Origin of the sequence: Klebsiella sp. ZJOU C1 (genome assembly GCF_035620215.1) — a bacterium.
Classification (GTDB): Bacteria; Pseudomonadota; Gammaproteobacteria; order Enterobacterales; family Enterobacteriaceae; genus Klebsiella; species Klebsiella variicola.
In genome coordinates this window covers 5,368,348-5,392,776 of record NZ_CP141644.1, presented here as the reverse complement: position 1 = coordinate 5,392,776, position 24,429 = coordinate 5,368,348, and the positions used below count along the sequence as shown (strand labels likewise).

The 24,429-nt window shown below is 59.2% G+C and carries 26 protein-coding genes, 1 pseudogene and 1 other annotated feature; of the genes and pseudogenes, 17 read left to right on the top strand and 10 right to left on the bottom strand.

What is annotated here, in order from left to right; all coding sequences use genetic code 11:
• A complete protein-coding gene (locus SPE70_RS25895; RefSeq protein ID WP_004151524.1) occupies positions 1-333 on the bottom strand; it encodes a YceK/YidQ family lipoprotein in 333 nt (110 codons plus the stop codon).
• Between the two features lie 245 nt (positions 334-578).
• Positions 579-654 (top strand) — a sequence feature (ROSE (Repression Of Heat Shock gene Expression) occurs in the 5'-region of heat shock genes and acts as an RNA thermometer to modulate expression.).
• On the opposite strand from SPE70_RS25895, the gene ibpA reads away from it, so the two are divergent.
• The 3 genes from ibpA (at position 648) to SPE70_RS25880 (ending at position 3,413) form a co-directional block, all read left to right on the top strand.
• Complete coding sequence (gene ibpA, locus SPE70_RS25890; protein ID WP_004151523.1) at positions 648-1,061, top strand: small heat shock chaperone IbpA; 414 nt, start codon at positions 648-650, stop codon at positions 1,059-1,061. (Overlaps the previous feature by 7 nt.)
• Positions 1,062-1,177: 116 nt before the next feature.
• Positions 1,178-1,606, top strand: coding sequence for a small heat shock chaperone IbpB (ibpB, locus tag SPE70_RS25885; RefSeq protein WP_008806750.1), 429 nt, complete (start codon positions 1,178-1,180; stop codon positions 1,604-1,606).
• Between the two features lie 145 nt (positions 1,607-1,751).
• Positions 1,752-3,413, top strand: coding sequence for a putative transporter (locus SPE70_RS25880; protein WP_324726419.1), 1,662 nt, complete (start codon positions 1,752-1,754; stop codon positions 3,411-3,413).
• Here SPE70_RS25880 and SPE70_RS25875 read toward each other — a convergent pair.
• A complete protein-coding gene (locus tag SPE70_RS25875; RefSeq protein ID WP_008806752.1) occupies positions 3,381-4,127 on the bottom strand; it encodes a GntR family transcriptional regulator in 747 nt (248 codons plus the stop codon). The genes SPE70_RS25880 and SPE70_RS25875 overlap by 33 nt on opposite strands.
• 298 nt (positions 4,128-4,425) lie before the next feature.
• Here SPE70_RS25875 and SPE70_RS25870 point away from each other — a divergent pair, with 298 nt between their 5' ends.
• The 5 genes from SPE70_RS25870 to SPE70_RS25850 all read left to right on the top strand — a co-directional run bounded on the left by SPE70_RS25870 (position 4,426) and on the right by SPE70_RS25850 (position 8,664).
• Positions 4,426-6,048, top strand: a complete 1,623-nt coding sequence (locus SPE70_RS25870; protein WP_008806753.1) for an alpha-glucoside-specific PTS transporter subunit IIBC — start codon at positions 4,426-4,428, stop codon at positions 6,046-6,048.
• A complete protein-coding gene (locus SPE70_RS25865; RefSeq protein WP_008806754.1) occupies positions 6,045-7,367 on the top strand; it encodes a 6-phospho-alpha-glucosidase in 1,323 nt (440 codons plus the stop codon). Before SPE70_RS25870 ends, SPE70_RS25865 begins: the two co-directional genes overlap by 4 nt.
• A gap of 100 nt (positions 7,368-7,467) precedes the next feature.
• Complete coding sequence (locus SPE70_RS25860) at positions 7,468-7,815, top strand: YidH family protein (protein WP_002923305.1); 348 nt, start codon at positions 7,468-7,470, stop codon at positions 7,813-7,815.
• Positions 7,805-8,167, top strand: coding sequence for a DUF202 domain-containing protein (locus SPE70_RS25855; RefSeq protein WP_008806755.1), 363 nt, complete (start codon positions 7,805-7,807; stop codon positions 8,165-8,167). Before SPE70_RS25860 ends, SPE70_RS25855 begins: the two co-directional genes overlap by 11 nt.
• Positions 8,168-8,241: 74 nt before the next feature.
• Entirely contained in the window at positions 8,242-8,664 is a 423-nt protein-coding gene (locus SPE70_RS25850; protein WP_032741475.1) for a radical SAM protein, read from the top strand.
• A gap of 3 nt (positions 8,665-8,667) precedes the next feature.
• Here the strand turns inward: SPE70_RS25850 and dsdA are convergent, their stop codons facing one another.
• A complete protein-coding gene (gene dsdA, locus SPE70_RS25845) occupies positions 8,668-9,996 on the bottom strand; it encodes a D-serine ammonia-lyase (RefSeq protein WP_022064565.1) in 1,329 nt (442 codons plus the stop codon).
• Positions 9,997-10,013: 17 nt separating this feature from the next.
• Positions 10,014-11,351 (bottom strand): D-serine transporter DsdX, encoded by a 1,338-nt coding sequence (gene dsdX, locus SPE70_RS25840; protein WP_022064564.1) that lies wholly within the window; start codon positions 11,349-11,351, stop codon positions 10,014-10,016.
• Positions 11,352-11,442: 91 nt separating this feature from the next.
• Between dsdX and SPE70_RS25835 the strand changes: the two are divergent.
• Together SPE70_RS25835 and dsdC are read left to right on the top strand one after the other, a co-directional pair.
• Positions 11,443-11,562: pseudogene (locus tag SPE70_RS25835) on the top strand (hypothetical protein); the annotation flags it as partial.
• Between the two features lie 13 nt (positions 11,563-11,575).
• Positions 11,576-12,499 (top strand): DNA-binding transcriptional regulator DsdC, encoded by a 924-nt coding sequence (gene dsdC, locus SPE70_RS25830; RefSeq protein ID WP_012967015.1) that lies wholly within the window; start codon positions 11,576-11,578, stop codon positions 12,497-12,499.
• A gap of 119 nt (positions 12,500-12,618) precedes the next feature.
• Here dsdC and emrD read toward each other — a convergent pair whose 3' ends face one another.
• From emrD to SPE70_RS25805, 5 genes are all read right to left on the bottom strand, one after another.
• On the bottom strand, positions 12,619-13,803 hold the full coding sequence (gene emrD, locus SPE70_RS25825) for a multidrug efflux MFS transporter EmrD (protein ID WP_012540264.1): 1,185 nt from the start codon (positions 13,801-13,803) through the stop codon (positions 12,619-12,621).
• A 175-nt stretch (positions 13,804-13,978) separates the two neighbouring features.
• Positions 13,979-14,812 carry a DMT family transporter gene (locus tag SPE70_RS25820; protein ID WP_012967016.1) on the bottom strand — a complete coding sequence of 278 codons (834 nt, stop codon included), beginning with the start codon at positions 14,810-14,812 and terminating at the stop codon, positions 13,979-13,981.
• A 69-nt stretch (positions 14,813-14,881) separates the two neighbouring features.
• Positions 14,882-15,328 (bottom strand): GNAT family N-acetyltransferase, encoded by a 447-nt coding sequence (locus tag SPE70_RS25815; RefSeq protein WP_008806762.1) that lies wholly within the window; start codon positions 15,326-15,328, stop codon positions 14,882-14,884.
• A gap of 90 nt (positions 15,329-15,418) precedes the next feature.
• Positions 15,419-15,538, bottom strand: a complete 120-nt coding sequence (gene tisB, locus SPE70_RS25810) for a type I toxin-antitoxin system toxin TisB (RefSeq protein ID WP_004145059.1) — start codon at positions 15,536-15,538, stop codon at positions 15,419-15,421.
• 442 nt (positions 15,539-15,980) lie between these two features.
• Complete coding sequence (locus SPE70_RS25805) at positions 15,981-16,148, bottom strand: hypothetical protein (protein WP_162550490.1); 168 nt, start codon at positions 16,146-16,148, stop codon at positions 15,981-15,983.
• A 12-nt stretch (positions 16,149-16,160) separates the two neighbouring features.
• Here SPE70_RS25805 and ivbL point away from each other — a divergent pair, with 12 nt between their 5' ends.
• The 7 genes from ivbL to uhpT all read left to right on the top strand — a co-directional run bounded on the left by ivbL (position 16,161) and on the right by uhpT (position 23,462).
• The gene (gene ivbL, locus SPE70_RS25800; RefSeq protein WP_002923286.1) at positions 16,161-16,256 is read left to right on the top strand and encodes an ilvB operon leader peptide IvbL; all 96 of its coding nucleotides are present in this window, start codon (positions 16,161-16,163) and stop codon (positions 16,254-16,256) included.
• A gap of 104 nt (positions 16,257-16,360) precedes the next feature.
• Positions 16,361-18,049 (top strand): acetolactate synthase large subunit, encoded by a 1,689-nt coding sequence (ilvB, locus tag SPE70_RS25795; RefSeq protein WP_012540267.1) that lies wholly within the window; start codon positions 16,361-16,363, stop codon positions 18,047-18,049.
• A 3-nt stretch (positions 18,050-18,052) separates the two neighbouring features.
• Positions 18,053-18,340 (top strand): acetolactate synthase small subunit, encoded by a 288-nt coding sequence (gene ilvN, locus SPE70_RS25790; RefSeq protein ID WP_002923283.1) that lies wholly within the window; start codon positions 18,053-18,055, stop codon positions 18,338-18,340.
• A 152-nt stretch (positions 18,341-18,492) separates the two neighbouring features.
• On the top strand, positions 18,493-19,086 hold the full coding sequence (uhpA, locus tag SPE70_RS25785; RefSeq protein WP_008806764.1) for a transcriptional regulator UhpA: 594 nt from the start codon (positions 18,493-18,495) through the stop codon (positions 19,084-19,086).
• 17 nt (positions 19,087-19,103) lie between these two features.
• Positions 19,104-20,585, top strand: a complete 1,482-nt coding sequence (uhpB, locus tag SPE70_RS25780; RefSeq protein WP_162823418.1) for a signal transduction histidine-protein kinase/phosphatase UhpB — start codon at positions 19,104-19,106, stop codon at positions 20,583-20,585.
• An 11-nt stretch (positions 20,586-20,596) separates the two neighbouring features.
• On the top strand, positions 20,597-21,925 hold the full coding sequence (locus SPE70_RS25775; RefSeq protein WP_012967017.1) for an MFS transporter: 1,329 nt from the start codon (positions 20,597-20,599) through the stop codon (positions 21,923-21,925).
• A 145-nt stretch (positions 21,926-22,070) separates the two neighbouring features.
• On the top strand, positions 22,071-23,462 hold the full coding sequence (gene uhpT / locus SPE70_RS25770) for a hexose-6-phosphate:phosphate antiporter (protein WP_004202242.1): 1,392 nt from the start codon (positions 22,071-22,073) through the stop codon (positions 23,460-23,462).
• Between the two features lie 47 nt (positions 23,463-23,509).
• On the opposite strand, the gene SPE70_RS25765 is transcribed toward uhpT, so the two are convergent.
• Positions 23,510-24,415, bottom strand: a complete 906-nt coding sequence (locus SPE70_RS25765; protein ID WP_038421921.1) for a LysR family transcriptional regulator — start codon at positions 24,413-24,415, stop codon at positions 23,510-23,512.
• Positions 24,416-24,429: the final 14 nt, after the last annotated feature.

The window sequence follows — 24,429 nt, the reverse complement described above, 5'->3', positions numbered from 1 at the left end:
TTACTGGGCAGGCATCGGCGCTGGCGGTATCACCGAGTTGGTCGCCAGCGTGGCCTTCTCGCTTTTTTCGACCCGTGATTTGATTGAGCTGTCGGTGCGGAACATATCCCACGGCAGCAGCAGGGTATCCATGACGGCGGTGAACGGCATGTCCAGCGCCACCAGTGATTTCACACCCCAGTTGGTATCGCTGTCTCCCAGCGTTTGCGCACTGGATCGCGTGCCCGGATAGGTTCCCTCTTTGCCACCGGTATGTGACATTACGCTGGAGCAACCGCTCAGGCTTATTATCCCGCTGAACAGGACCAGCTTTAACAGTCGTCTGCTTTTCATTGTTCTTCCATCGTCGTTTCGGGCGTTGAGATAACCTTCCAGCGGTTATATCGGGCCAACCCGTGAATGCATAGCGTTATTGCGCCGCACTGTGGCGGGCATCGCACTTTGCTTTTTGTGCTCCTCCCCCCAGTCTAAGCAATCATCGGCAAACTGCAAAAAAATTCGCCCTCAATCCCTTGAAAAGCACGGGGAGAAACCCATTTTATAGGTGTAACCCACTGAGAATACGCCTGAGGGGTATTCCGGATTACCGCGGCCTGTCCACGATGGAAGGTCATTTGATTCTCGCTGATTTTCAGGAGCTATTTACTATGCGTAACTTCGATCTTTCCCCGCTATATCGTTCAGCCATTGGTTTCGACCGCCTGTTCAACCTGCTGGAAAACAATCAAAGCCAGAGCAACGGCGGCTACCCTCCGTATAACGTCGAGCTGGTAGACGAAAACCACTATCGCATCGCTATCGCGGTGGCTGGCTTTGCTGAAAGCGAGCTGGAGATCACGGCCCAGGACAATCTGCTGATCGTCAAAGGCGCCCACGCCGCCGAGCAGAAAGAGCGGACCTACCTGTATCAGGGGATCGCCGAGCGCAACTTCGAGCGCAAATTCCAGCTGGCGGAAAATATTCACGTCCGCGGCGCCAACCTGGTGAACGGCCTGCTGTATATCGATCTGGAACGCGTGATCCCGGAAGCGAACAAGCCGCGCCGCATCGAAATCAACTAATTGTCCGTTTCAGGCCGCGTGGCGGCCTGATGTAACAACCTGCTCGCCGTCAGGGAGCAGATGCGAATTGACAGAATTCGCAGGTATTCACTCGCTTCTTAGAAGGAGAAAACACTATGCGTAACTACGATTTATCCCCCCTGCTGCGTCAATGGATCGGTTTTGACAAACTGGCCAACGCCCTGCAAACCGCCGGTGAAAGCCAGAGCTTCCCGCCCTATAACATCGAAAAAAGCGACGATAACCACTATCGCATTACCCTTGCGCTGGCCGGTTTCCGTCAGGAAGATTTGGATATTCAACTGGAAGGCACCCGTCTGGTGGTGAAAGGCACGCCGCAGCAGCCGGAAAAAGAGACCACATGGCTGCACCAGGGGCTGGTGAGCCAGGCCTTCAGCCTGAGCTTCACCCTCGCCGACAACATGGAGGTCTCTGGCGCGACCTTCACCAATGGCCTGCTGCATATCGATCTGACCCGCAATGAGCCTGAGCAGATTGCCCCGCAGCGTATCGCCATCAGCGAACGACCGGCGCTAAATAGCTAATAAAGTAACCTACTGATAAGGCCCCGTTTTTCGGGGCTTTTTTGTGCCGGTCTGTTTGCTGGTATTGTGCGCCAGGCGGCATACAACCCGTCTGGCAGCGGTCATAATCCCTGTAGTTAATGGTGTTATTCTCAGGGACGATACCATGAGTGAGATAGCATTGACGGTCAGCGTGCTGGCGCTGGTGGCGGTAGTGGGGTTGTGGATCGGCAATGTCAAAATCCGCGGCGTCGGCTTTGGCATTGGCGGTGTCCTGTTTGGCGGGATTATTGTCGGCCACTTTGTCGATCAGGCGGGTGTCGCCCTCAGCAGCCCGATGCTGCATTTTATTCAGGAATTCGGCTTGATCCTGTTCGTCTACACCATCGGTATTCAGGTGGGGTCGGGCTTTTTCGCCTCGCTGCGGGTCTCAGGCCTGCGGCTCAATCTGTTCGCTATCCTTATTGTTATCCTCGGCGGCCTGGTGACCGCGGTGCTGCATAAACTGTTCGATATTCCTCTCCCGGTGGTGCTCGGTATCTTCTCCGGTGCGGTGACCAACACGCCAGCGCTGGGGGCCGGGCAGCAAATTCTCCGCGATCTCGGCGTACCGTTCGAGGTGGTCGATCAGATGGGGATGAGTTACGCGATGGCGTATCCGTTCGGCATCTGCGGCATTCTGCTGACCATGTGGCTGGTGCGCCTGTTCTTCCGAATCAATGTGGAGAAAGAGGCCCAGCGGTTTGAGGAGAGCAGCGGCAACGGCCACGCTCATTTGCACACCATTAACGTGCGGGTGGAGAACCCCAACCTCAACCAGATGGCGATTCAGGATGTGCCGATGCTCAATAGCGACAACATCGTCTGTTCGCGGCTGAAGCGCGGTGAGCTGTTGATGGTACCTGCTCCGGGCACCCTTATTCAGGCGGGCGACCTGTTGCACCTGGTGGGGCGACCGGAGGATCTGCACAATGCGCAGCTGGTGATTGGCCAGGAGGTGGCCACCTCGCTGTCGACGCGCGGCACCGATCTGAAAGTCGAGCGGGTGGTGGTCACTAACGAAAAAGTGCTGGGGAAGAAAATACGCGATCTGCACGTCAAACAGCGCTATGACGTGGTGATCTCCCGGCTGAATCGCGCTGGCGTCGAGCTGGTGGCCAGCAGCAGCGCCAGCCTGCAGTTTGGTGACATCCTCAACCTGGTCGGTCGTCAGGAGGCGATTGACGCCGTGGCCGCCGAACTGGGTAACGCTCAGCAGAAGCTGCAGCAGGTCCAGATGCTGCCGGTGTTTATCGGCATCGGACTCGGGGTACTGCTGGGGTCTATCCCGTTGTTTATTCCCGGCTTTCCTGCCGCACTGAAGCTGGGGCTGGCCGGTGGGCCGCTGATTATGGCGCTGATCCTCGGGCGTATCGGCAGCATCGGCAAGCTGTACTGGTTTATGCCGCCGAGCGCCAACCTGGCGCTGCGCGAGCTGGGGATCGTGCTGTTTCTGGCGGTGGTCGGGCTAAAATCGGGGGGCGACTTTGTCGCCACTCTGACCCAGGGCGAGGGCCTGAGCTGGATCGCCTACGGCATTTTCATCACCGCCATTCCGCTGCTAACGGTAGGCATTCTCGCGCGCATGCTGGCGAAAATGAACTATCTGACGCTGTGCGGCATGCTGGCCGGCTCCATGACTGACCCACCGGCGCTGGCCTTCGCCAACAATCTGCACGCCACCAGCGGCGCGGCGGCGCTCTCTTACGCCACCGTCTATCCGCTGGTGATGTTCCTGCGGATTATCACCCCGCAGCTACTCGCCGTGCTGTTCTGGGGGCTGAGCTAGCGGGCTTTGCGCCTGGACGCGGCGCAGGTGGTAATCCACCTGATACTCGCTGGCGTTGCGGAACATGACGGAATAGTTAAGAAACTCGCCGCTGTCGCTGTAGGAAAGGGAGGTAATACGCAGCAGCGGCGTCTGCTCAGGGACATTCATTGAGCGCGCCAGCTGCTTGTCCGCCAGCACTGGCGTCAGCGTTTCATAATTCCCGCTGATGATGATCCCGCACTCCTTCTCAATATAATCAAATTTCGAACCCTCCAGATGGCTCAGCGACAGGTTGCGGAACAGCTTCACTGGCATATAGCTATCCTCCAGCATCAGCGGCTTGCCATCGACGTAGCGCACCCGCCGTGAGAAGTAGATCCGTTCATCAATTTTAATCCGCAGCAGGCTGGCGATGGCCGGCGGAGCAGGCATCACCTCAAAGGCCAGCACCTGACTCACCACCTCTTTACCCTGCTTGCGCAGCACTTCCGCCAGGCCAGTGAGATTGCTGGTTTCATGATGGACGTCCTTACGCGCCACGAACGTCCCCGAGCCGTGGCGACGCACAACCAATCCCCAGTCCACCAGCAGGTCGATGGCTTTGCGGATAGTCATGCGCGCCACCCCGAACTCCTCGGCCAGTTTTTTCTCTCCCGGTAGCGGGCTACCGATGGCGAAGTCGGCGGAATTCAGCCGCAGCCGCAGGCGGTCAGCAATGGATTTGTAGATCACCAGTAGTCCTCTTGTGCAGGAAAGTGGAATGTCGCTGTCTTCTCTTTTCGTTAAAAAAATAGATTTATTACAAGTAATTAGTACTCATTCATTTCGTTAATTCCACTGTCTGACTTATCGATGTCTAACTTTGGTTATCGAAGTAGACAACTTTGGCCAAATTAAAACCATGAATGGGATCACGAATCGCAACGGCGCGACATGTTGTCGGACGGGCAAATTTCTATTCTCGAGTCAGGCCGGTAATCAAGAAAAAGAAGGCCACTCACCCTACGAGTTGTTACATGAGGATTTTCAAATGCTCAGTCAAATACAACGCTTTGGCGGCGCCATGTTTACCCCGGTTTTGTTGTTTCCTTTTGCCGGGATCGTGGTCGGTATCGCCATCATGCTGCGCAACCCGATGTTCGTCGGCGAAGCGCTGACCGCACCCGACAGCCTGTTTGCCCAGATCGTTCACATCATTGAAGAGGGCGGCTGGACCGTCTTTCGTAATATGCCGCTGATTTTCGCCGTCGGTCTGCCGATCGGTCTGGCGAAACAGGCCCAGGGCCGGGCCTGTCTGGCGGTGCTGGTGAGTTTTCTCACCTGGAACTACTTTATCAACGCCATGGGGATGACCTGGGGCCACTTCTTCGGCGTCGACTTTTCCGTTGAACCCACTGCAGGCAGCGGCCTGACGATGATTGCCGGGATCAAAACCCTCGACACCAGCATTATCGGCGCCATCGTCATCTCCGGTCTGGTGACGGCCCTGCACAATCGCTATTTCGATAAACCCCTGCCGGTGTTCCTCGGCATCTTTCAGGGATCATCGTTTGTGGTCATTGTCGCTTTCCTCGCGATGATCCCCTGTGCCTGGTTGACCCTGCTCGGCTGGCCAAAGGTTCAGCTGGGCATTGAATCGCTGCAGGCCTTCCTGCGCTCAGCCGGGGCGCTTGGGGTGTGGGTCTACATCTTCCTTGAGCGCATTCTGATCCCCACCGGCCTGCACCACTTCGTCTATGGCCCGTTCATCTTTGGCCCGGCGGTGGTGGAGGGCGGTCTGCAGGTCTACTGGGCGGAGCATCTGCAGGCGTTCAGTCAGAGTACGGAACCGCTGAAGACGTTGTTCCCGGAGGGCGGCTTTGCTCTGCACGGTAACTCGAAAGTGTTTGGTTCGGTGGGGATTGCGCTGGCGCTCTACTTCACTGCCGCGCCGGAAAATCGCGTCAAGGTCGCCGGCCTGCTGATCCCCGCCACCCTGACCGCGATGCTGGTCGGGATCACCGAACCGCTGGAGTTCACCTTCCTGTTCATCTCGCCGCTGCTGTTCGCCGTTCACGCGGTGCTGGCGGCGACCATGGCGACGGTGATGTACATCTGCGGCGTGGTAGGCAATTTCGGCGGCGGTCTGCTCGATCAATTCTTGCCGCAAAACTGGATCCCGATGTTCCATCACCACGCCTCGATGATGTTCATTCAGATAGGCATCGGCCTCTGTTTCACCGCCCTCTACTTCGTGGTCTTCCGCACCCTGATCCTGCGTCTGAACCTGAAGACGCCTGGCCGGGAAGAGAGCGAAATCAAGCTCTACAGCAAGGCCGATTACCAGGCGGCACGAGGTAAAACCACGGCCGCCGCCGCGCCAGAGACCCGGCTGGGTCAGGCCGCTGGCTTCCTGCAGGCCCTCGGCGGCGCCGACAACATTGAAAGCATCAACAACTGCGCCACCCGACTGCGCATCGCGCTGGTCGATATGGCGAAAACGCAAAGTGACGACGTCTTTAAAGCGCTGGGCGCCCACGGGGTAGTACGCCGCGGCAACGGGATTCAGGTCATCGTCGGCCTGCACGTTCCCCAGGTGCGCGACCAGCTGGAAAACCTGATGAAAGATTCTCTTTCGACCGAACATACCACCATGACGGAGGCAGTATCATGAAAAAATTCTCAGTTGTTATCGCAGGCGGCGGCAGCACCTTCACCCCGGGCATTGTTCTGATGCTGCTGGCAAACCAGGATCGTTTTCCGTTGCGGTCGCTGAAATTTTACGACAACGACGGCGCGCGTCAGGAGACCATCGCCGAGGCGTGCAAAGTGATCCTCAAAGAGCAGGCGCCGGAGATTGAATTCAGCTATACCACCGATCCGCAGGCGGCGTTTACCGATGTTGATTTCGTCATGGCACATATCCGCGTCGGTAAATATCCGATGCGTGAACAGGATGAGAAAATCCCGCTGCGCCACGGCGTGCTGGGCCAGGAGACCTGCGGTCCGGGGGGGATCGCCTACGGTATGCGCTCTATCGGCGGCGTGCTGGAGCTGGTGGATTATATGGAAAAATATTCGCCGAACGCCTGGATGCTTAACTACTCCAACCCGGCGGCGATTGTGGCGGAAGCCACCCGACGTCTGCGGCCGAACGCCAAAATCCTCAATATCTGCGATATGCCGATCGGCATTGAAGGGCGGATGGCACAGATTGTCGGCCTCAAAGATCGCAAACAGATGCGCGTGCGCTACTACGGCCTCAATCACTTCGGCTGGTGGACATCGATTGAGGACCTCGACGGCAACGATTTGATGCCGAAACTGCGTGAATATGTGGCGAAATATGGCTATGTGCCGCCCTCTAACGATCCGCACACCGAGGCCAGCTGGAACGATACCTTTGCTAAAGCGAAAGACGTGCAGGCGCTGGATCCGCAGACCATGCCGAACACCTACCTGAAATATTACCTGTTCCCGGACTACGTGGTGGCTCACTCCAACCCGGAGCGTACTCGCGCCAATGAGGTGATGGATCATCGGGAGAAAAACGTCTTCAGCGCCTGCCGGGCGATTATTGCCGCCGGGAAATCCACCGCTGGCGATCTGGAGATTGACGAGCATGCGTCGTATATCGTCGATCTGGCGACGGCCATCGCCTTTAACACGCAGGAAAGGATGCTGCTGATTGTGCCAAACAACGGCGCGATCCATAACTTTGACGCTGACGCGATGGTGGAGATCCCTTGTCTGGTGGGTCACAACGGACCGGAACCGCTGACGGTTGGCGACATCCCGCACTTCCAGAAAGGGATGATGAGCCAGCAGGTAGCAGTGGAAAAACTGGTGGTCGATGCCTGGGAACAGCGCTCTTACCACAAGCTGTGGCAGGCGATTACCCTGTCGAAAACCGTACCGAGCGCCTCGGTGGCGAAAGCGATCCTCGACGACCTGATTGCTGCCAACAAAGATTACTGGCCTGAGCTGCATTAATCCCCGCTGTTTGACCGGCGCCCGCGGGGCGCCGGTTCTTCTCCCCGGTTCCTGATTTACGCTATGCTGAAGCCTGCAGCGCGATGAACAAGGAACTGTAATGAAAATCTCCCGCCTCGGCGAAGCGCCGGATTACCGCTTTTCGCTGGCTAACGAACGCACCTTTCTGGCGTGGATCCGCACGGCGCTCGGTTTTCTCGCCGCCGGCGTCGGCCTTGACCAGTTAGCGCCGGACTTTGCCACGCCGCTGATCCGTGAAATTCTTGCCCTGCTGCTGTGTCTCTTTGCCGGCGGCATGGCCATCTATGGCTATCTGCGCTGGCTGAATAACGAGAAAGCGATGCGTCTGAAACAGGACCTTCCCTATACCCGCACGCTGCTGGTGATTAGCATCCTGCTGTTGGCGGTGGTGGCCGCGGTGATGCTGCTGGTGGTGTATGGCGGATAAACGCCGGGCGCGGCGGGAAGGCGATCCGGGACTACAGCCAGAGCGCACCTCGCTGGCCTGGTTTCGCACTCTGTTGGGCTATGGCGCGCTGATGGCGCTGGCGATTAAACACAGCTGGCACCGCGCCGGCCTGCCGTTCTGGCTGTCGATCGGCGTGTTGGCGATAGTGGCGGTGATCCTCTGGGGCTATACCCGCCGTCGTCATCTGATGGACGTCGACGATAGCGATTTTTTACAGCCGCGGGCGGTTCGTGACAAATTTTTGATCGCACTCGCAGTACTTTCTCTGGCATTCCTGTTTGCTGTTACTCACCTTCAACCGATCGTTTTATTCATTAGGGATATGTCATGACAGGATGTCCGGCGAATTTGCCTCTCACTCATGCCCCCGGCCAGCAACATGACACACCCTTTCAGGCTGTCGTGGTGGAGGCGCATCATTGCCATCAGCCGCAGGCGTTCTATGCACAACTGCGTCAACAGGGGCTCACCGCTATCCATTTTATTCCGCAGCTGGCGGCCGGCGACGCCGCGCTCTGGGGGGAGTTTCTCTGTGCTGTCTTTCACCGCTGGGTGCGGGAAGATATTGGGCGCATCCATATTTTGCTGTTTAGTGAGACGCTGAGCGCCTGGTGCGGCGAGACGCTGACCCAGCCAGGCGCGCCAGCGGCCAACAGTACCTGCTACGGCTGCCCGTGGTTGCGCCTGTGCCGCTGCGGCGAACAGGAAGACCCGCTGTGCGCGGGTTACCGGCAGTTCTACGATCTTAGCGGGCCCTATATGCGAGTGATGCGGGACCTGCGCCGACAGCAGCGGCCGCCAGAGGCGCTGATGCCGCTGCTGCGCTGAAGATTAGCGCCCCTTCGCCAGATATTGCGCCATCTCCTCTTCCGGCACCATGCCGCCGCCGGTGGCCCACACCAGGTGGGTGGCCTGCTGCAGCTGTTGTTCACTCAGACCTTGTAGCTGATGGTACGCCTGGCTGGCGCAGACCCGCTGCGGCCCGGCCATTCCGGCCAGCGCGGACGGTTCAAGGCGAATGTTTTCCGCTGTCGCCAGCCAGCCCAGCATGTCGTACATCGTCTGATCATCAAGGGTATAGAACCCGTCGAGCAGGCGCTCCATTGCCCGGCCAACGAACCCGGACGCCCGGCCGACCGCCAGACCGTCGGCGGCGGTCAGGTTATCAATGCCTAAATCCTGCACCGCTATCTGGTCGTGGAGCCCGGTATAGACGCCGAGCAGCATGCAGGGCGAGTGGGTCGGTTCGGCGAACAGGCAGTGAACGTGGTCGCCGAAGGCCAGCTTCAGGCCGAATGCCACGCCGCCGGGGCCGCCGCCAACGCCGCACGGCAGGTAGACGAACAGCGGGTGATCGGCATCGACCACGCGCCCTGCTTTGGCAAACTGCGCCTTCAGGCGCTCGCCGGCTACGGCATAGCCGAGGAACAGCGTGCGCGAGTTTTCATCATCAATGAAAAAGCAGTTCGGGTCGGATTCCGCTGCCTTGCGCCCCTGTTCGACGGCGACGCCGTAGTCCTCTTCGTACTCAACGACCGTCACGCCGTGGCTGCGCAGTTTGGCTTTTTTCCACGCCCGGGCATCCGCCGACATATGTACCGTAACCTTAAAGCCGATGCGCGCGCTCATGATGCCGATCGACATCCCGAGGTTGCCGGTGGAGCCGACAGCGATGCTGTACTGGCTGAAGAACTGTTTAAATTCCGGTGTCAGCAATTTGCGATAATCATCTGCGGTGGTGAGCAGTCCGGCCTCCAGCGCCAGCTTTTCCGCATGGGTCAGCACTTCATAAATCCCGCCACGCGCCTTAATGGAACCCGAAATCGGCAGGTGGCTGTCTTTTTTCAGCAGCAGATCGCCGCTAATCGGCTGGCCGAACTTTTGCTCAAGGCTGCGTTTCATTGCCGGAATGGCAACCACTTCCGATTCGATAATCCCGCCGCTGGCGGCCGTTTCCGGGAAAGCTTCCGCCAGATAGGGCGCGAAGCGCTGAAGGCGGGCATGGGCGTCTTGCACATCGTCGGCGGTCAGACCGACGTAAGGTAACCCTTGCGCCAGGGTGGTGGTGGCCGGGTTAAACCAGGTGGTTTCTTTCAGGGCGATCAGATCCTGCACAAGCGGGAAGGTCGCGGTTAAGGTGGTCAGGTCAGCGTGTTTCATCATACGTCTCTTTGCGCTCAGATAATGAAAGAAAGCAGGAAGGTGGCGGCCAGTGCAAGTAGTGACGCGATAAATGTCGCTGTCGTGTAGTACTTGAACGTTTCGCTGAGGCTGGCGCCGCAGTACTGTTTTACCAGCCAGAACAGGGAATCGGTGACGATCGTGCAGCCAATGGCGCCGGAACCGATGGCAATGGCGATGATCTCCGGGCTTACGCCAGGATAAAGCGGCAGCATCGGCGCAACGATGGCGGTAGCGCCCATCATCGCCACGGTAGCGGAGCCGACGGCGGCGTGCAGGATAAGCGCCACCAGCCAGGCCAGCAAAATCGGATGCATATGCAGATTCGAGAGGATCACCGCCAGGCTATCGGCCAGGCCGCTGGATTTCAAAATCGCGTTGAACGCGCCGCCGGCGCCGATAATCAGCAGAATGTTGGCGATCGACCCAAAGCCGTTTTCAGTATGAGTCAGCAGGACGCCCATCCCCATCTGCCGACGAATACCGAGAATGTAATAAGCGACAAAGACGGCAATAAACATCGCGGTGATGGGGTTGCCGATAAATTCCAGCACTGTATACAGCGTGCCGCCTTGCGCCATATTCAGTTCAGCGACGGTTTTCACCAGCATCAGCCCAATCGGTAACAACACGGTAAATAGCGTAGCGCCGAGCGAGGGCAGCGTCGATTCTTCGCGAACGTCGAGGTTGGAAAACTCGGCTGGCACAGGTTTAAACGGCAGGCGGTTGCCGAGCAGCCTGAGGAACAGCGGGCCGCCGACCAGCGAGGCGATCAGACCGACCAGCAGGCCATAGACGATAACCGTCCCGATATCGGCGCCCAGTTTATTCGCCACGAACAGCGCAGCCGGATGCGGCGGCACCACGCAATGCACCGCCATCAGGGCCGTACACAGCGGAATAGCCAGCTTCAGCAGCGAGGTATTGGTTTTTTTAGCGATGGAGAACGCCAGCGGGATCAGCAGCACCACGCCGACTTCGACAAACAGGGTAATACCGCAGATCAGGCCGACCAGCACCATAATCACGTCCGCCGACAGCCAGCGGCAGCGCTGCAGCGTCAGGCCGATGCGCTCCGCCGCGCCGGAGACTTCCATCATCTTGCCGAGGATGGTACCGAGACCGATCACCGCCGCCAGGAAGCCCAGCGTGCCGCCGATCCCACTCTCAATGGCGTTGACCATCTCCAGCGGGCCCATCCCCATCATCGCCCCGACGAAAAAGCTCGCCAGCAGCAGCGCCAGAAACGGATGAAACTTCAGTTTGACGATCGTTAAGACGATTAACACGATGCTAATCAGCAGCGTGCTCACAACCCAGATTTGCGATTCCATACCCCACCTCGCCGTAAGTAACGTGTGGTTATTGAACAGAAACTCGGCATGGGCTGACAAACGATATAAATGGCCTTTCAGGTGAGCCAAATTGAATCAAAAAGGTGATTTAGCTCTAAAATCGACCTATGAATATGCTATGGGTCAAATTAATTCATCCTTGAGCGGAAGTTCTGGCGTTATTTTTTTATCATCCAGATCCCCTTTTTTGCCAGGAGCGCATAATGGATGTACTCAAAACCTTAGGTACCCGGTTGCTCAACGGCTGGCAACTCTCCAGGCTGTCGACGTTTGAGGTGGCGGCGCGGCACGAGTCGTTCGCCCTGGCCGCAGACGAGCTTGCGCTCACCCCAAGCGCCGTCAGTCACCGGATTAATCAGCTGGAAGAGGAGCTGGGGATCCAGCTCTTTGTCCGCTCGCACCGCAAAGTGGAGCTGACGCGAGAAGGGAAGCGCGTTTACTGGGCGCTGAAGTCGTCGCTGGATGGCCTCAATCAGGAGATTCTGGACATCAAAAACCAGGAGCTCTCTGGCAGCCTGACGGTCTATTCGCGCCCGTCGATAGCCCAATGCTGGCTGGTGCCGGCGCTGGGGGATTTCACTCACCGCTACCCGGCCATCTCGCTGACTGTGCTGACCGGCAACGATAACGTCAACCTGCAGCGGGCGGGTATCGATCTGGCAATCTATTTTGATGATGCGCCGTCGTCGCAGCTGAGCCATCATTTTCTGATGGATGAGGCGATCGTGCCGGTATGTACGCCGAATTACGCCCGCCAGCTGCAGTTAACGTCAAATCCTGCCAGTCTGCGCCACTGTACGCTGCTCCACGATCGCCAGGCATGGAGCAACGACTCGGGGACCGATGAGTGGTATAGCTGGGCGCAGAAATTTGCGGTGGAACTGCCGCCATCGTCGGGCATCGGCTTCGATCGATCCGATTTAGCGGTTATTGCGGCGATGAACCATGTAGGGGTGGCGATGGGACGTAAACGGCTGGTGCAGAAGCGGCTGGAGAGCGGCGAGCTGATTGCGCCTTTTGGCGACATGACGCTGAAATGCCATCAGCATTATTACGTGACGACCCTGCCGGGCCGTCAGTGGCCGAAAATCGACGCCTTTATCGAATGGCTGCACAGCCTGACCTGAAAAGAGGTGAGCAACGGCTCGGTGCCTGATAATCGCCCGGCGGCGCTGCGCTTGCGCGGGCCTACAGTCCGGTAGCCCGGATAAGGCGTCAGCCGCCATCCGGGGAACGACCGCCGCGCTTATACCGGCTGCTGATGGTGGGTGAAGCGCGAGGCCAGCGGCAGCCAGCACAGCAGAATCAACAGGCCCATCAGCATCATCAGCAGGCCGAGGCTGCCCTGACCAGTTTGCGGCATCATCGCCGACAACCAGGCCAGCACGCCGGAGCCGATATTCTGCAAGCCGCCCACCAGGGCCCCGGCGGTTCCGGCGAGAAACGGGAACGGCTCCATCGCGCCGCTGGTGGCCAGCGGGAATAACATCCCGGCGCCGAAGAAGAACAGCGCCGCCGGCACCAGCAGGGTCCAGACGGTCATGATGCCCAGCAGTCCAGGGATCCACATCATCAAACCTGCCAGCAGGCAGCAGATCACCGACTGCCACATCAGCGTCGGGAAACGCTTGTTCGGCCGGCCGGCAAACCACGCGCCGAAGAACGCCGCCGGGATCGGCAGAATAAACAGAATACTCACCGCCATGCTGCTCAGGCCGAGCACCGCGCCCATCAGCACCCCGGAACAGGCTTCGAACACCGCAATCCCGGCCAGGCCGCCGATCAGCATCAGCAGATAGCAGTTAAACGCCCCGGTACCGAACAGCGTTTTGTAGCTGGTCAGGAGTTTGGTGCGTGGCGCCCCTTCCGGGCGCGTTTCCGGCATCCACTTCGCCATGCTGAAGGTCACGCCCGCGCACAGCACCAGCAAGAAGGCGTAGCAGGCGCGCCAGCTCCACAGAGTGTCGAGGATGCCGCCGAGCAGCGGCGCAATCAGCGGGCTGACCAGAATACCCATATTTAACAGGCTATTGGCATGACGCAGCTGCGCGCCTTCGTACAGGTCGCGGGGCAGGGTGCGCGCCATTACGCCGCCGACCCCGGTGCCCATCCCCTGCATGGCGCTGGCGGCGATCAGCACCGGCAGGCTATGGGTGGTAATAGCTACCAGCGTCGCCAGCATAAAAATCGACATCCCGACGAGGATCACCGGACGGCGACCGACGCGGTCCGAGAGCGGGCCGTAGAACAGCTGTGAAATACCATAGGTCAGCAGATAGGCCGCCATCACGCTTTGTACCGCTCCTTCGCGGACGTTCAGCGCGACCGCCATGTCGGCGATGGCCGGAATATAAATGGTCTGCGCCATCTGGCCGACGGCCACCAGCAGTACCAGCATCAACAACAAATTGAAGTTCTTATGCCGTTTCATGTCGATGAATACTTTGCGAGTAAAGAGAAATAAAGAATATGTGACTGGCACATCCCGTAAATGATGGAGGAATCTACCATATTAAAATGACAGGACAACTACAAAGTGCCCATTTTTGAGGGAATTCCAGGCAGATTATGTAAACAGGAACGGCAACTAATGTTGCCATTTCAGGCTACGCCAGGCGCAGGAGGATCGCCCCGGCGGCAATCCCGCAGGCGGCCACGATGCGCAGCGGCATCAGTTGTTCTTTCAGAACGATAAAGGCGATCAGCGCGCCGAACAGAATGGAGGTTTCACGTAGCGCGGCGACCACCGCCAGCGGGGCCTGGGTCATCGCCCATAGTGCCAGGCCGTAGGAGCCCATGGTGCCGACACCGCCGAGGATGCCCTTTTTCCAGTGCTGACGTAAATAACGACTGGCCTCTCGCCGTCGCGCCACCATGGCCCAGCACAGCAGGCAGAAACCGTTCATAAAAAAGGTCCACAGGGTGTAGCCTAGCGCCGAGCCCGCCAGCCGGACGCCGGTGCCGTCCACCAGTGTATATCCCGCGATAAAGCAGGCGTTGATCAGCGCCAGCACGATGCCTTTGCGGGAGCTAACGCTGCCGTGAAAGGCCATCGCCAGAATCGCCAGGCAGATAACGCCGATGCCCAGCCAGGCCAGCGGCGACAGACGATCGCCTAGGAACAGCACGCTTATCGCCGCGACCAGCAGCGGCGCGGTGCCGCGCATCAGCGGGTAGGTCTGGCTCATATCCGACACCTGATAGGTCTTCGCCACCAGCACCGTATACACCACCTGTAACGCGCACGACGCCAGCAGATAGGGGGCGCTGGCAAGCGCGGGCTGCGGGGCAAAGGGCAGCATCACCAGGGCGATCAGCGCGGCCGAGCCGCTGACGCCGATCGCCGCGTACATTTTATCGCCGCTGGCTTTGACGATAGCGTTCCAGCTGGCGTGCAGCAGGGCGGCGAACAGCAAAATGCAGAATACGGTGAGGGTCATCGCAGACAGGTTCAACAGTGAAGGTCACCGGAATGTAACACGCGCCCGCGCTGCCTGCCAGCGGGGGGGTTAAAGCGAACAAAACAGGCGATGTGTCACCCGCGGTTCATCGTACACCGGGCGAAAACCAAGCCTTTCATAAAAGGGCCAGGCCTGCGCCGGGGCATGGGTGTTAAGAAAATCGAACCAGGCGCTGGAGTGGGTAATGACCGAGACCAGCAGCTGCTGGCCGATGCCCCGGCGACGGTAACGTTCGCTAATGTAGAGATGGCGAATGCGCCCAACCCGCGGCTGCGGACTGAAGGGATCGCTATTGATGCCGCATACCCCTACCAGCTGGTGGTTGACGAAGGCGCCCAGCAGCGTTTCGCCCGGCGCGTTAAAGCGGTTTTTGCCGCTCTGCCAGTTTTCCGCCAGGCGGCGCAGCATGTTGAAATGCTGTTCAAGGCTTTCGGTGCGCAGCGCAACGAACCCCGGATCGTCCGGCGTTGTGGTGGTAATTAACAGGGGTGGCATAGCTTCCTCCATCAAGTCATCCCGGGACGCCCGGCGGGCGCCTGCAGGGGGGCGGTTTCCCGCCCCCCTCAGGTGCGACTTGAACCTGAATCAGCGGAACTGTTTCAGGACTGCATCAAGTAGTTGCAACACAGCAACCATGAGTTTCAGGATTAAAATAATAATATCCATTCCGCCCATACGCGCGTCTCCTGTGGTTAAGGAGCACAATAAGCTGACGTACCTTTCCGCTGCCCGTTGCCAGCTTATCCCTGCCTGTCGCCGGCGGCGTCTGCCCTGGCCGATAGTTCATCCTTTCCATGAACGGCTTCCCGGCCCGCCGCCTGCAACGACAGGGGTGCGCAGCGCTGAGCCACGCGGGCCAGTGACTGCACGTTGTTGACGTAACACAGTGTGCTCTATCGGGGTTAAGGCACTGACGGCACCACCCGTTTCAGCCAGGACTTCGTTGCGCCGGTCAAACTTGCGGCCCCCGAATGGCACAAAGTGAACACACCCAGTATAGATAAATACTGTATGGATGAACAGTATTTTTTGGACAAATACGCCCCTCTCATCCATACTCTATGACAGAGAAAAACCGACCTTAAATTGCGCGAACTGCAGCGATCGCGTATACTTTTGGCGTTGACGTAATACAGTGTGCTTGCGGCTACCACCTGTAACCATGCTGATAAAAACCTCGCTCCGGCGGGGTTTTTTGTTTTCTGCCCTTTTGCGCCGAATTGTGATCTTTCACGCAAATTATCGTGGATGAAAATAAATCCATTGTGAAATCGCAAAACCTGTGTTTGTATAAATTCAGCTTATTTTTCGACACAACAGGTCCCTAATGAACGCAACCCTGATCGCTTCGACCCTACTAAAAACCGCGCCAGCCGCGGTGGTCGTCGTGTCTGTGGTGGTCGTCGTCGGCAACGCGCCGTAGGGTCCGGAACAACACGAATTCCAAACCCCGCCGGCGCAAACCGAGCGGGGTTTTTTGTTGGCGAGCCCCCCGGTAAAGTCGGCCCAGAATAAAAGGACTGGAGCATGGCAAGTTCGGGCACCACATCAAACACAATGCGCTTTACCGGCGCGCAGCTGGTTGTTCATTTACTGGAACGCCAGGGCATCACTATGGTCAGCGGCATCCCGGGCGGTTCTATCCTGCCCATCTACGATGCCTTGAGCCAGAGCACGCAGATCCGCCACATCCTGGCGCGCCACGAGCAGGGCGCGGGTTTTATCGCTCAGGGGATGGCGCGAACCGAAGGCAAACCGGCGGTTTGTATGGCCTGTAGCGGCCCTGGCGCCACCAACCTGATTACCGCCATCGCCGATGCCCGCCTCGATTCAATCCCGCTGGTCTGCATCACCGGCCAGGTGCCGGCCTCCATGATCGGCACCGACGCTTTCCAGGAAGTGGACACCTACGGCATCTCTATCCCCATCACCAAGCATAACTACCTGGTGCGCGACATCGCCGAGCTGCCGCAGGTGATCAGCGACGCCTTCCGTATTGCCCAGTCCGGGCGTCCCGGGCCGGTGTGGATAGACATTCCTAAGGACGTACAGGCGGCGACCATTGAGCTGGAAACGTTGCCAGAGCCGGGCGAGCGCGCCCCGGCACCGGCCTTCACGCCTGAAAGCGTGCGTGAGGCGGCGGCAATGATTAACGCGGCGAAACGGCCGGTGCTGTATCTGGGCGGCGGGGTGATTAACGCGCCGCAGCCGATTCGGGACCTGGCGGAAAAAGCCAACCTGCCGACCACCATGACCTTGATGGCGCTGGGGATGCTGCCGAAGGCGCATCCGTTGTCGCTGGGGATGCTGGGCATGCATGGTGCGCGCAGCACCAACTTCATTTTGCAGGAAGCGGATTTACTGATTGTTTTAGGCGCCCGTTTTGATGACCGGGCGATTGGCAAGACCGAGCAGTTCTGCCCGAACGCGAAGATTATTCACGTCGATATCGACCGCTCTGAGCTGGGTAAAATTAAGCAACCGCACGTCGCGATTCAGGGCGATGTGGCGGAAGTCTTAGCCCAGCTGATCCCGCAGATTGAGGCGCAGCCGCGCGATGAGTGGCGCCAGCTGGTGGCCGATTTGCAGCGTGAATTCCCCTGCGCCATCCCGCAGGAAAGCGACCCGCTCTCCCATTACGGCCTGATTAACGCCGTGGCCGCCTGCGTTGACGATGAGGCGATCATCACCACCGATGTGGGTCAGCATCAGATGTGGACAGCGCAGGCCTACCCGCTCAACCGTCCGCGCCAGTGGCTGACTTCCGGCGGCCTCGGCACCATGGGCTTCGGCCTGCCGGCGGCGATCGGCGCGGCGCTGGCGAATCCGCAGCGCAAGGTTATCTGCTTCTCCGGCGACGGCAGCCTGATGATGAATATTCAGGAGATGGCTACCGCCGCCGAAAATCAGCTGGATGTCAAAATTATCCTGCTGAACAACGAAGCGCTGGGGCTGGTGCACCAGCAGCAGAGCCTGTTTTATCAGCAGGGCGTGTTCGCCGCCACCTATCCGGGGATGATTAACTTTATGCAGATTGCTGCCGGTTTTGGCCTGCAAACCTGTGATTTAAATAACGAAGCCGATCCGCAGGCGGCGCTGCAGGCGATTATCGACCGCCCAGGTCCGGCGTTGATCCACGTGCGTATCGACGCGCAGCAGAAAGTGTATCCGATGGTACCGCCGGGTGCGGCCAATACTGAAATGGTGGGGGAATAAGCCATGCAAAAACAATGTGATAACGTCATTCTGGAACTCACCGTCCGTAACCATCCCGGCGTCATGACCCACGTTTGCGGGCTATTTGCCCGTCGGGCGTTTAACGTCGAAGGCATTCTCTGTCTGCCAATTCAGGGCAGCGAACACAGCCGCATCTGGCTGCTGGTAAATGATGACCAGCGATTGGGGCAGATGATTAGCCAGATTGAAAAGCTGGAAGATGTCACCAAAGTGGCGCGTAACCAGTCCGATCCCACCATGTTTAACAAAATTGCGGTGTTCTTCGAGTAAATCGCGCAAGGCTTGAACGGTAAGGTGCTTATGGTTAAGGTAAGCGCCTTTGCCGGATGGCGCTGCGCTTATCCGGCCTACAGGGAGTGGATCCGTAGGCCGGATAAGGCGTTTACGCCGCCATCCGGCGCTTTCAGGCACCAGGAAACACCATGACTACCATCGCCCTTATTGACGATCATTTGATTGTCCGCTCCGGTTTTGCTCAGCTACTGGGGCTGGAAGCTGATTTTCAGGTTGTCGCTGAATTTGGTAGCGGCCGCGAGGCGCTGGCGGGGCTACCGGGGCGCGGCGTGCAGGTCTGTATCTGCGATATCTCCATGCCGGATATTTCCGGGCTGGAGCTGCTCAGCCAGTTGCCGAAGGGGATGGCGACCATCATGCTGTCGGTACACGACAGCCCGGCGCTGATCGAGCAGGCGCTGAACGCCGGCGCGCGCGGCTTCCTGTCGAAACGCTGCAGTCCGGATGAACTTATCGCCGCGGTCCGCACGGTGGCGGCGGGTGGTTGCTATCTCACGCCGGATATCGCCATGAAGCTGGCCGCCGGGCGCCAGGATCCGCTCACCAAACGCGAACGCCAGGTGGCGGAAAAGCTGGCGCAGGGCATGGCGGTGAAAGAGATTGCCGCCGAGCTCGGCCTGTCGCCGAAAACCGTTCACGTTCACCGCGCCAACCTGCTGGAAAAACTGGGCGTCAGCAACGACGTTGAGCTGGCGCGCCGCATGTTCGATAGCTGGCAATGAAGGCTGTCGTCTCACGATTGCTGTCGGTCATCGGCTGCGCCTTTATCTTCTCCGCAGCCTGGTTCTGCCTGTGGAGCATCAGTCTGCATCTGGTGGAGCGTGCGGATTTAGCGGTGCTGCTGTTTCCCTTTGGCCTGCGTTTAGGGCTGATGCTGCAATGCCCGCGTGGCTACTGGCCGGTGCTGCTGGGAGCCGAGTGGCTGCTTATCTTCTGGCTGGCGCAGGAAGTGGCGCTGGCGCACCCGATAATTTTGATGACCGGAAGTCTGCTGACCCTGCTGCCGGTGGCGTTGATCTCTCGCTATCGCCATCAGCGCGACTGGCTGACGCTGCTGCGCCAGGGCGGGGCGCTGATCGCCGCCTCGCTGCTGCAATCGCTGTCGTGGCTGGCGCAAGGGAGCGAAGGATTGACCGCCCTGCTGTTAACGCTAACCGGCGGCCTGACGCTGGCGCCGACCTGCCTGGTTATCTGGCACTATCTTACCAGTACCGTCTGGCGGCCACTGGGGCCCGCGCTGGTCTCGCAGCCGATTAACTGGCGCGGCCGGCATCTGATCTGGTACCTGCTGTTATTCACCATTAGCCTGTGGCTGCAGCTTGGGCTGCCCGCCGAGCTCTCCCGCTTTACCCCGTTTTGCCTCGCGCTGCCGATTATCGCTCTCGCCTGGCACTACGGCTGGCAGGGGGCGCTGATCGCCACCCTGATGAACGCCATTGCGCTGATTGCCAGCCAGACCTGGCACGATCACCCGGTCGATCTATTGCTTTCGCTGCTGGCGCAGAGCCTCACCGGGCTGCTGCTGGGGGCGGGGATCCAGCGATTGCGCGAGCTTAACCTGTCGCTACAGAACGAGCTGGCGCGAAATCGGCGGCTGGCGGAACGTCTGCTGGAAACGGAAGAGAGCGTGCGGCGCGACGTGGCGCGCGAGCTCCATGATGATATTGGCCAGACTATCACGGCAATTCGCACCCAGGCGGGGATCGTGCAACGGCTGGCGCCGAATAACGCCAGCGTGCGCCAGAGCGGCCAGCTGATAGAACAGCTGTCGCTGGGAGTTTACGACTCGGTGCGTAGACTGCTAGGCCGTCTGCGTCCGCGTCAGCTCGACGACCTGCCGCTGGAGCAGGCAGTACGTTCGTTGATGCGCGAGATGGAGCTGGAGGACCGCGGCATTGTCAGCCATCTCGACTGGCGGATTAACGAGGCGGGACTGAGCGAGAACCAGCGTGTGACGCTGTTTCGCGTTTGCCAGGAGGGGCTGAATAATATCGTCAAGCACGCCAGCGCCAGCGCTGTTACCCTGCAGGGCTGGCAGCAGGATGAGCGACTAATGCTGGTGCTGGAAGATGACGGTTGCGGCCTGCCGCCGGGGTCGAATCTGCAGGGGTTCGGCCTGACCGGCATGCGCGAACGTGTGACCGCGCTGGGCGGTACGTTAACTATCTCCTGCACACACGGTACCCGCGTGTGCGTCAATCTACCGCTGCGTTACGCCTGAGAGGAGCGCCGATGTTTGCCTTTTTAAAAGCGCCGCCGGACGCCGCGCCAGTTAGCGATAAACGCGAGCTGGACGAGCGTTATCGTTACTGGCGTCGACATATTCTGCTCACTATCTGGCTTGGCTACGCGCTGTTTTATTTCACCCGCAAAAGCTTTAATGCCGCGGTGCCTGAAATTCTTGCCAGCAATGTGCTGACTCGTAGCGATATTGGCCTGCTGGCCACGCTGTTCTATATCACGTACGGGCTGTCGAAATTTTTCTCCGGTATCGTTAGCGACCGCTCCGACGCCCGCTATTTTATGGGCCTGGGGCTTATCGCTACCGGGGTGGTGAATATTCTGTTCGGTTTTTCCACCTCGCTGTGGGCTTTTGCGCTGCTGTGGGCGTTGAATGCCTTCTTCCAGGGCTGGGGCTCTCCGGTCTGCGCCCGGCTGCTGACGGCCTGGTATTCGCGGACCGAACGCGGCGGCTGGTGGGCGCTATGGAATACCGCGCATAACGTCGGCGGCGCGCTGATCCCGATGGTGGTGGGGGCGGCGGCGCTGCACTACGGCTGGCGTGCAGGGATGACGATTGCCGGCTGTCTGGCGATCCTCGCCGGGCTGTATCTGTGCTGGCGGCTGCGCGATCGCCCGCAGGCGGTGGGGTTACCCGCCGTGGGCGACTGGCGTCACGATGCGCTGGAAATCGCCCAGCAGCAGGAGGGGGCCGGGCTGACGCGCAAAGCGATCCTGACCCGCTACGTGCTGGCCAATCCCTATATCTGGCTGCTGTCGCTGTGCTATGTGCTGGTGTACGTGGTGCGGGCGGCGATTAACGACTGGGGTAATCTGTATATGTCGGAGACGCTCGGCGTCGATCTGGTGACCGCTAACTCGGCGGTGACCATGTTTGAGCTGGGCGGTTTTATCGGCGCGCTGGTGGCGGGCTGGGGCTCGGATAAGCTGTTTAACGGCAACCGTGGGCCGATGAATCTGATTTTCGCCGCCGGAATTTTGTTGTCGGTTGGCGGGCTGTGGCTGATGCCGTTTGCCAGCTACGTCATGCAGGCGGCTTGCTTCTTCACCACCGGGTTCTTCGTCTTCGGCCCGCAGATGCTGATCGGCATGGCGGCGGCGGAATGTTCGCATAAAGAAGCCGCCGGGGCGGCAACCGGGTTTGTCGGCCTGTTCGCTTATCTTGGCGCCTCGCTTTCCGGCTGGCCGCTGGCGCAGGTGATGGATATCTGGCACTGGACCGGATTCTTCGTGGTGATTGCGATTGCCGCCGGCATTTCCGCGCTGCTGCTGCTGCCGTTTTTAAACGCGCAGGCGCCGCGTACCGCCAGCGAAGCGTGATGTAGCTCACCCTTTGGCCGCGAACGGAGCAAAACTAAGAAATTTTCCCGGTTTCACCTGGACGCCGTCTCAGGCCAGACGGCGCGCTGGTTTTTACAATGCCTGGTTATGACGCAGGCATAAAAAATCAGCTCAGGAGATACCCATGCTGGCCTTTCTGAATCAGGTGCGCAAGCCGACCCTGGATCTGCCGCTCGATGTGCGGCGCAAAATGTGGTTCAAACCTTTCATGCAGTCCTATCTGGTGGTCTTCATTGGCTACCTGACCATGTACCTGATCCGCAAGAACTTTAACATCGCGCAGAATGACATGATCTCCACCTATGGGTTGAGCATGACGCAGCTGGGGATGATTGGCCTGGGCTTCTCCATCACCTACGGCGTGGGCAAGACGCTCGTGTCTTATTATGCCGACGGTAAAAACACCAAGCAGTTCCTGCCGTTTATGCTGATCCTCTCCGCCATCTGTATGCTGGGCTTTAGCGCCAGCATGGGCGCGGGCTCCACCAGCTTGTTCCTGATGATCGCCTTCTATGCGCTGAGCGGCTTCTTCCAGAGCACCGGCGGCTCGTGCAGCTATTCCACCATCACCAAGTGGACGCCCAGACGCAAACGCGGCACCTTCCTCGGCTTCTGGAATATCTCCCACAACCTCGGCGGCGCGGGCGCGGCGGGCGTGGCGCTGTTTGGCGCCAACTATCTGTTCGACGGCCATGTGATCGGCATGTTTATCTTCCCGTCGATTATTGCGCTGATCGTCGGCTTTATTGGCCTGCGCTACGGTAGCGACTCGCCGGAATCCTATGGCCTCGGCACGGCGGAAGAGCTGTTTGGTGAAGCGATCAGCGAAGAGGACAAAGAGACCGAAGAAAATGCGATGACCAAGTGGCAGATCTTTGTTGAGTACGTGCTGAAAAACAAAGTGATCTGGCTGCTGTGCTTCTCCAACATCTTCCTCTACGTGGTGCGTATCGGTATCGATCAGTGGTCCACCGTGTACGCCTTCCAGGAGCTGAAGCTGTCTAAAGAGGTGGCGATTCAGGGCTTTACCCTGTTTGAGGTCGGCGCGCTGGTCGGCACGCTGCTGTGGGGCTGGTTGTCGGATCTGGCCAACGGCCGCCGCGCGCTGGTGGCTTGCATCGCGCTGGCGCTGATTATCGCCACCCTCGGGGTTTACCAACATGCCAGCAACCAGTACGTCTATCTGGCCTCGTTGTTTGCGCTGGGCTTCCTGGTGTTTGGTCCGCAGCTGTTGATCGGCGTCGCCGCTGTCGGCTTTGTGCCGAAAAAAGCGATCGGCGCCGCCGATGGAATCAAGGGCACTTTCGCCTATCTGATTGGCGATAGCTTCGCCAAGCTGGGTCTTGGGATGATCGCCGACGGCACGCCGGTCTTCGGCCTGACCGGCTGGGCCGGCACCTTTGCGGCGCTGGACGCCGCCGCCATCGGCTGTATCTGCCTGATGGCCATTGTGGCTATCTTTGAAGAGCGTAAAATTCGCCGCGAGAAAAAGAACCGTATTTTGCAGACTGCCTGATTCACCAGGTATTTGGTAACCTTGCCCGGCCATTGCGCCGGGCTTTTTTATTGTTCTTGCTGGCTGGATTGCAGGAGTAGCTCCCGCAGCCACTGCTGCGCCGGGTCATGATGGTTACGCTCGTGCCAGGCCATGCTTTTGGTGAAACCCGGGATCGTCAGCGGCGGTGTGGCTATTTTCATGCCGCTGGCTCTTTTCGCCAGCCGGCGCGGTACCACGGCGATCATGTCGCTCACCGCCAGTATTTCCGGCAACACCAGGAAACTGCTCACCGACAATCCCACCCGCCGGGTTCGACCAAGCGCCGCCAGCGCGTCGTCGGTCACGCCGCGAAAGCTATCGCCCTGCCATGAAACCAGCACATGTTCCAGCGCACAGAAGCGGTCGAGCGTCAGCGGCTGGCTGGCCTGCGGATGGTCTTCGCGCATCAGACAGACATAGTCTTCCTGATACAGCGCCCGGCTGTGCAGCGCCGGCGGCGTATCGTGGGGCGTCAATAGCGCAATATCCACTTCACCACGTTCGGACTGTGCCAGCAGCGTGGCCGGTGATTCGGGAATGATGCGCACGCGGATACCCGGCGCCAGTGGCTTCAGCGCGGCGATAAATGGCACGATCACTGCTTTCAACGCATAATCCGTCGCGGCGATGGTCCAGGTAAAATTGGCTTCCAGCGGCTCGAAGATGGCGGGTTGCAGCAGGGTTTCAGCATCGATCAGCAGCTGCTTTACCGGAGCCGCCAGCGCCTGAGCGCGCAGCGTCGGCACCATACCGTGCGGGGCGCGGATAAACAGCGGGTCATTAAAGGCGTCGCGCAGGCGGGTGAGCATGCCGCTGACCGCCGGCTGGGTGAGCGCCAGCCGCGCTGCCGCCCGGGTGACGCTGCGCTCATCGAGCAGCGCATCCAGGGCTTTCAGCAGGTTGAGATCGAGGTTTCTGATATCAGATTTCATGATAGCTATCCGCA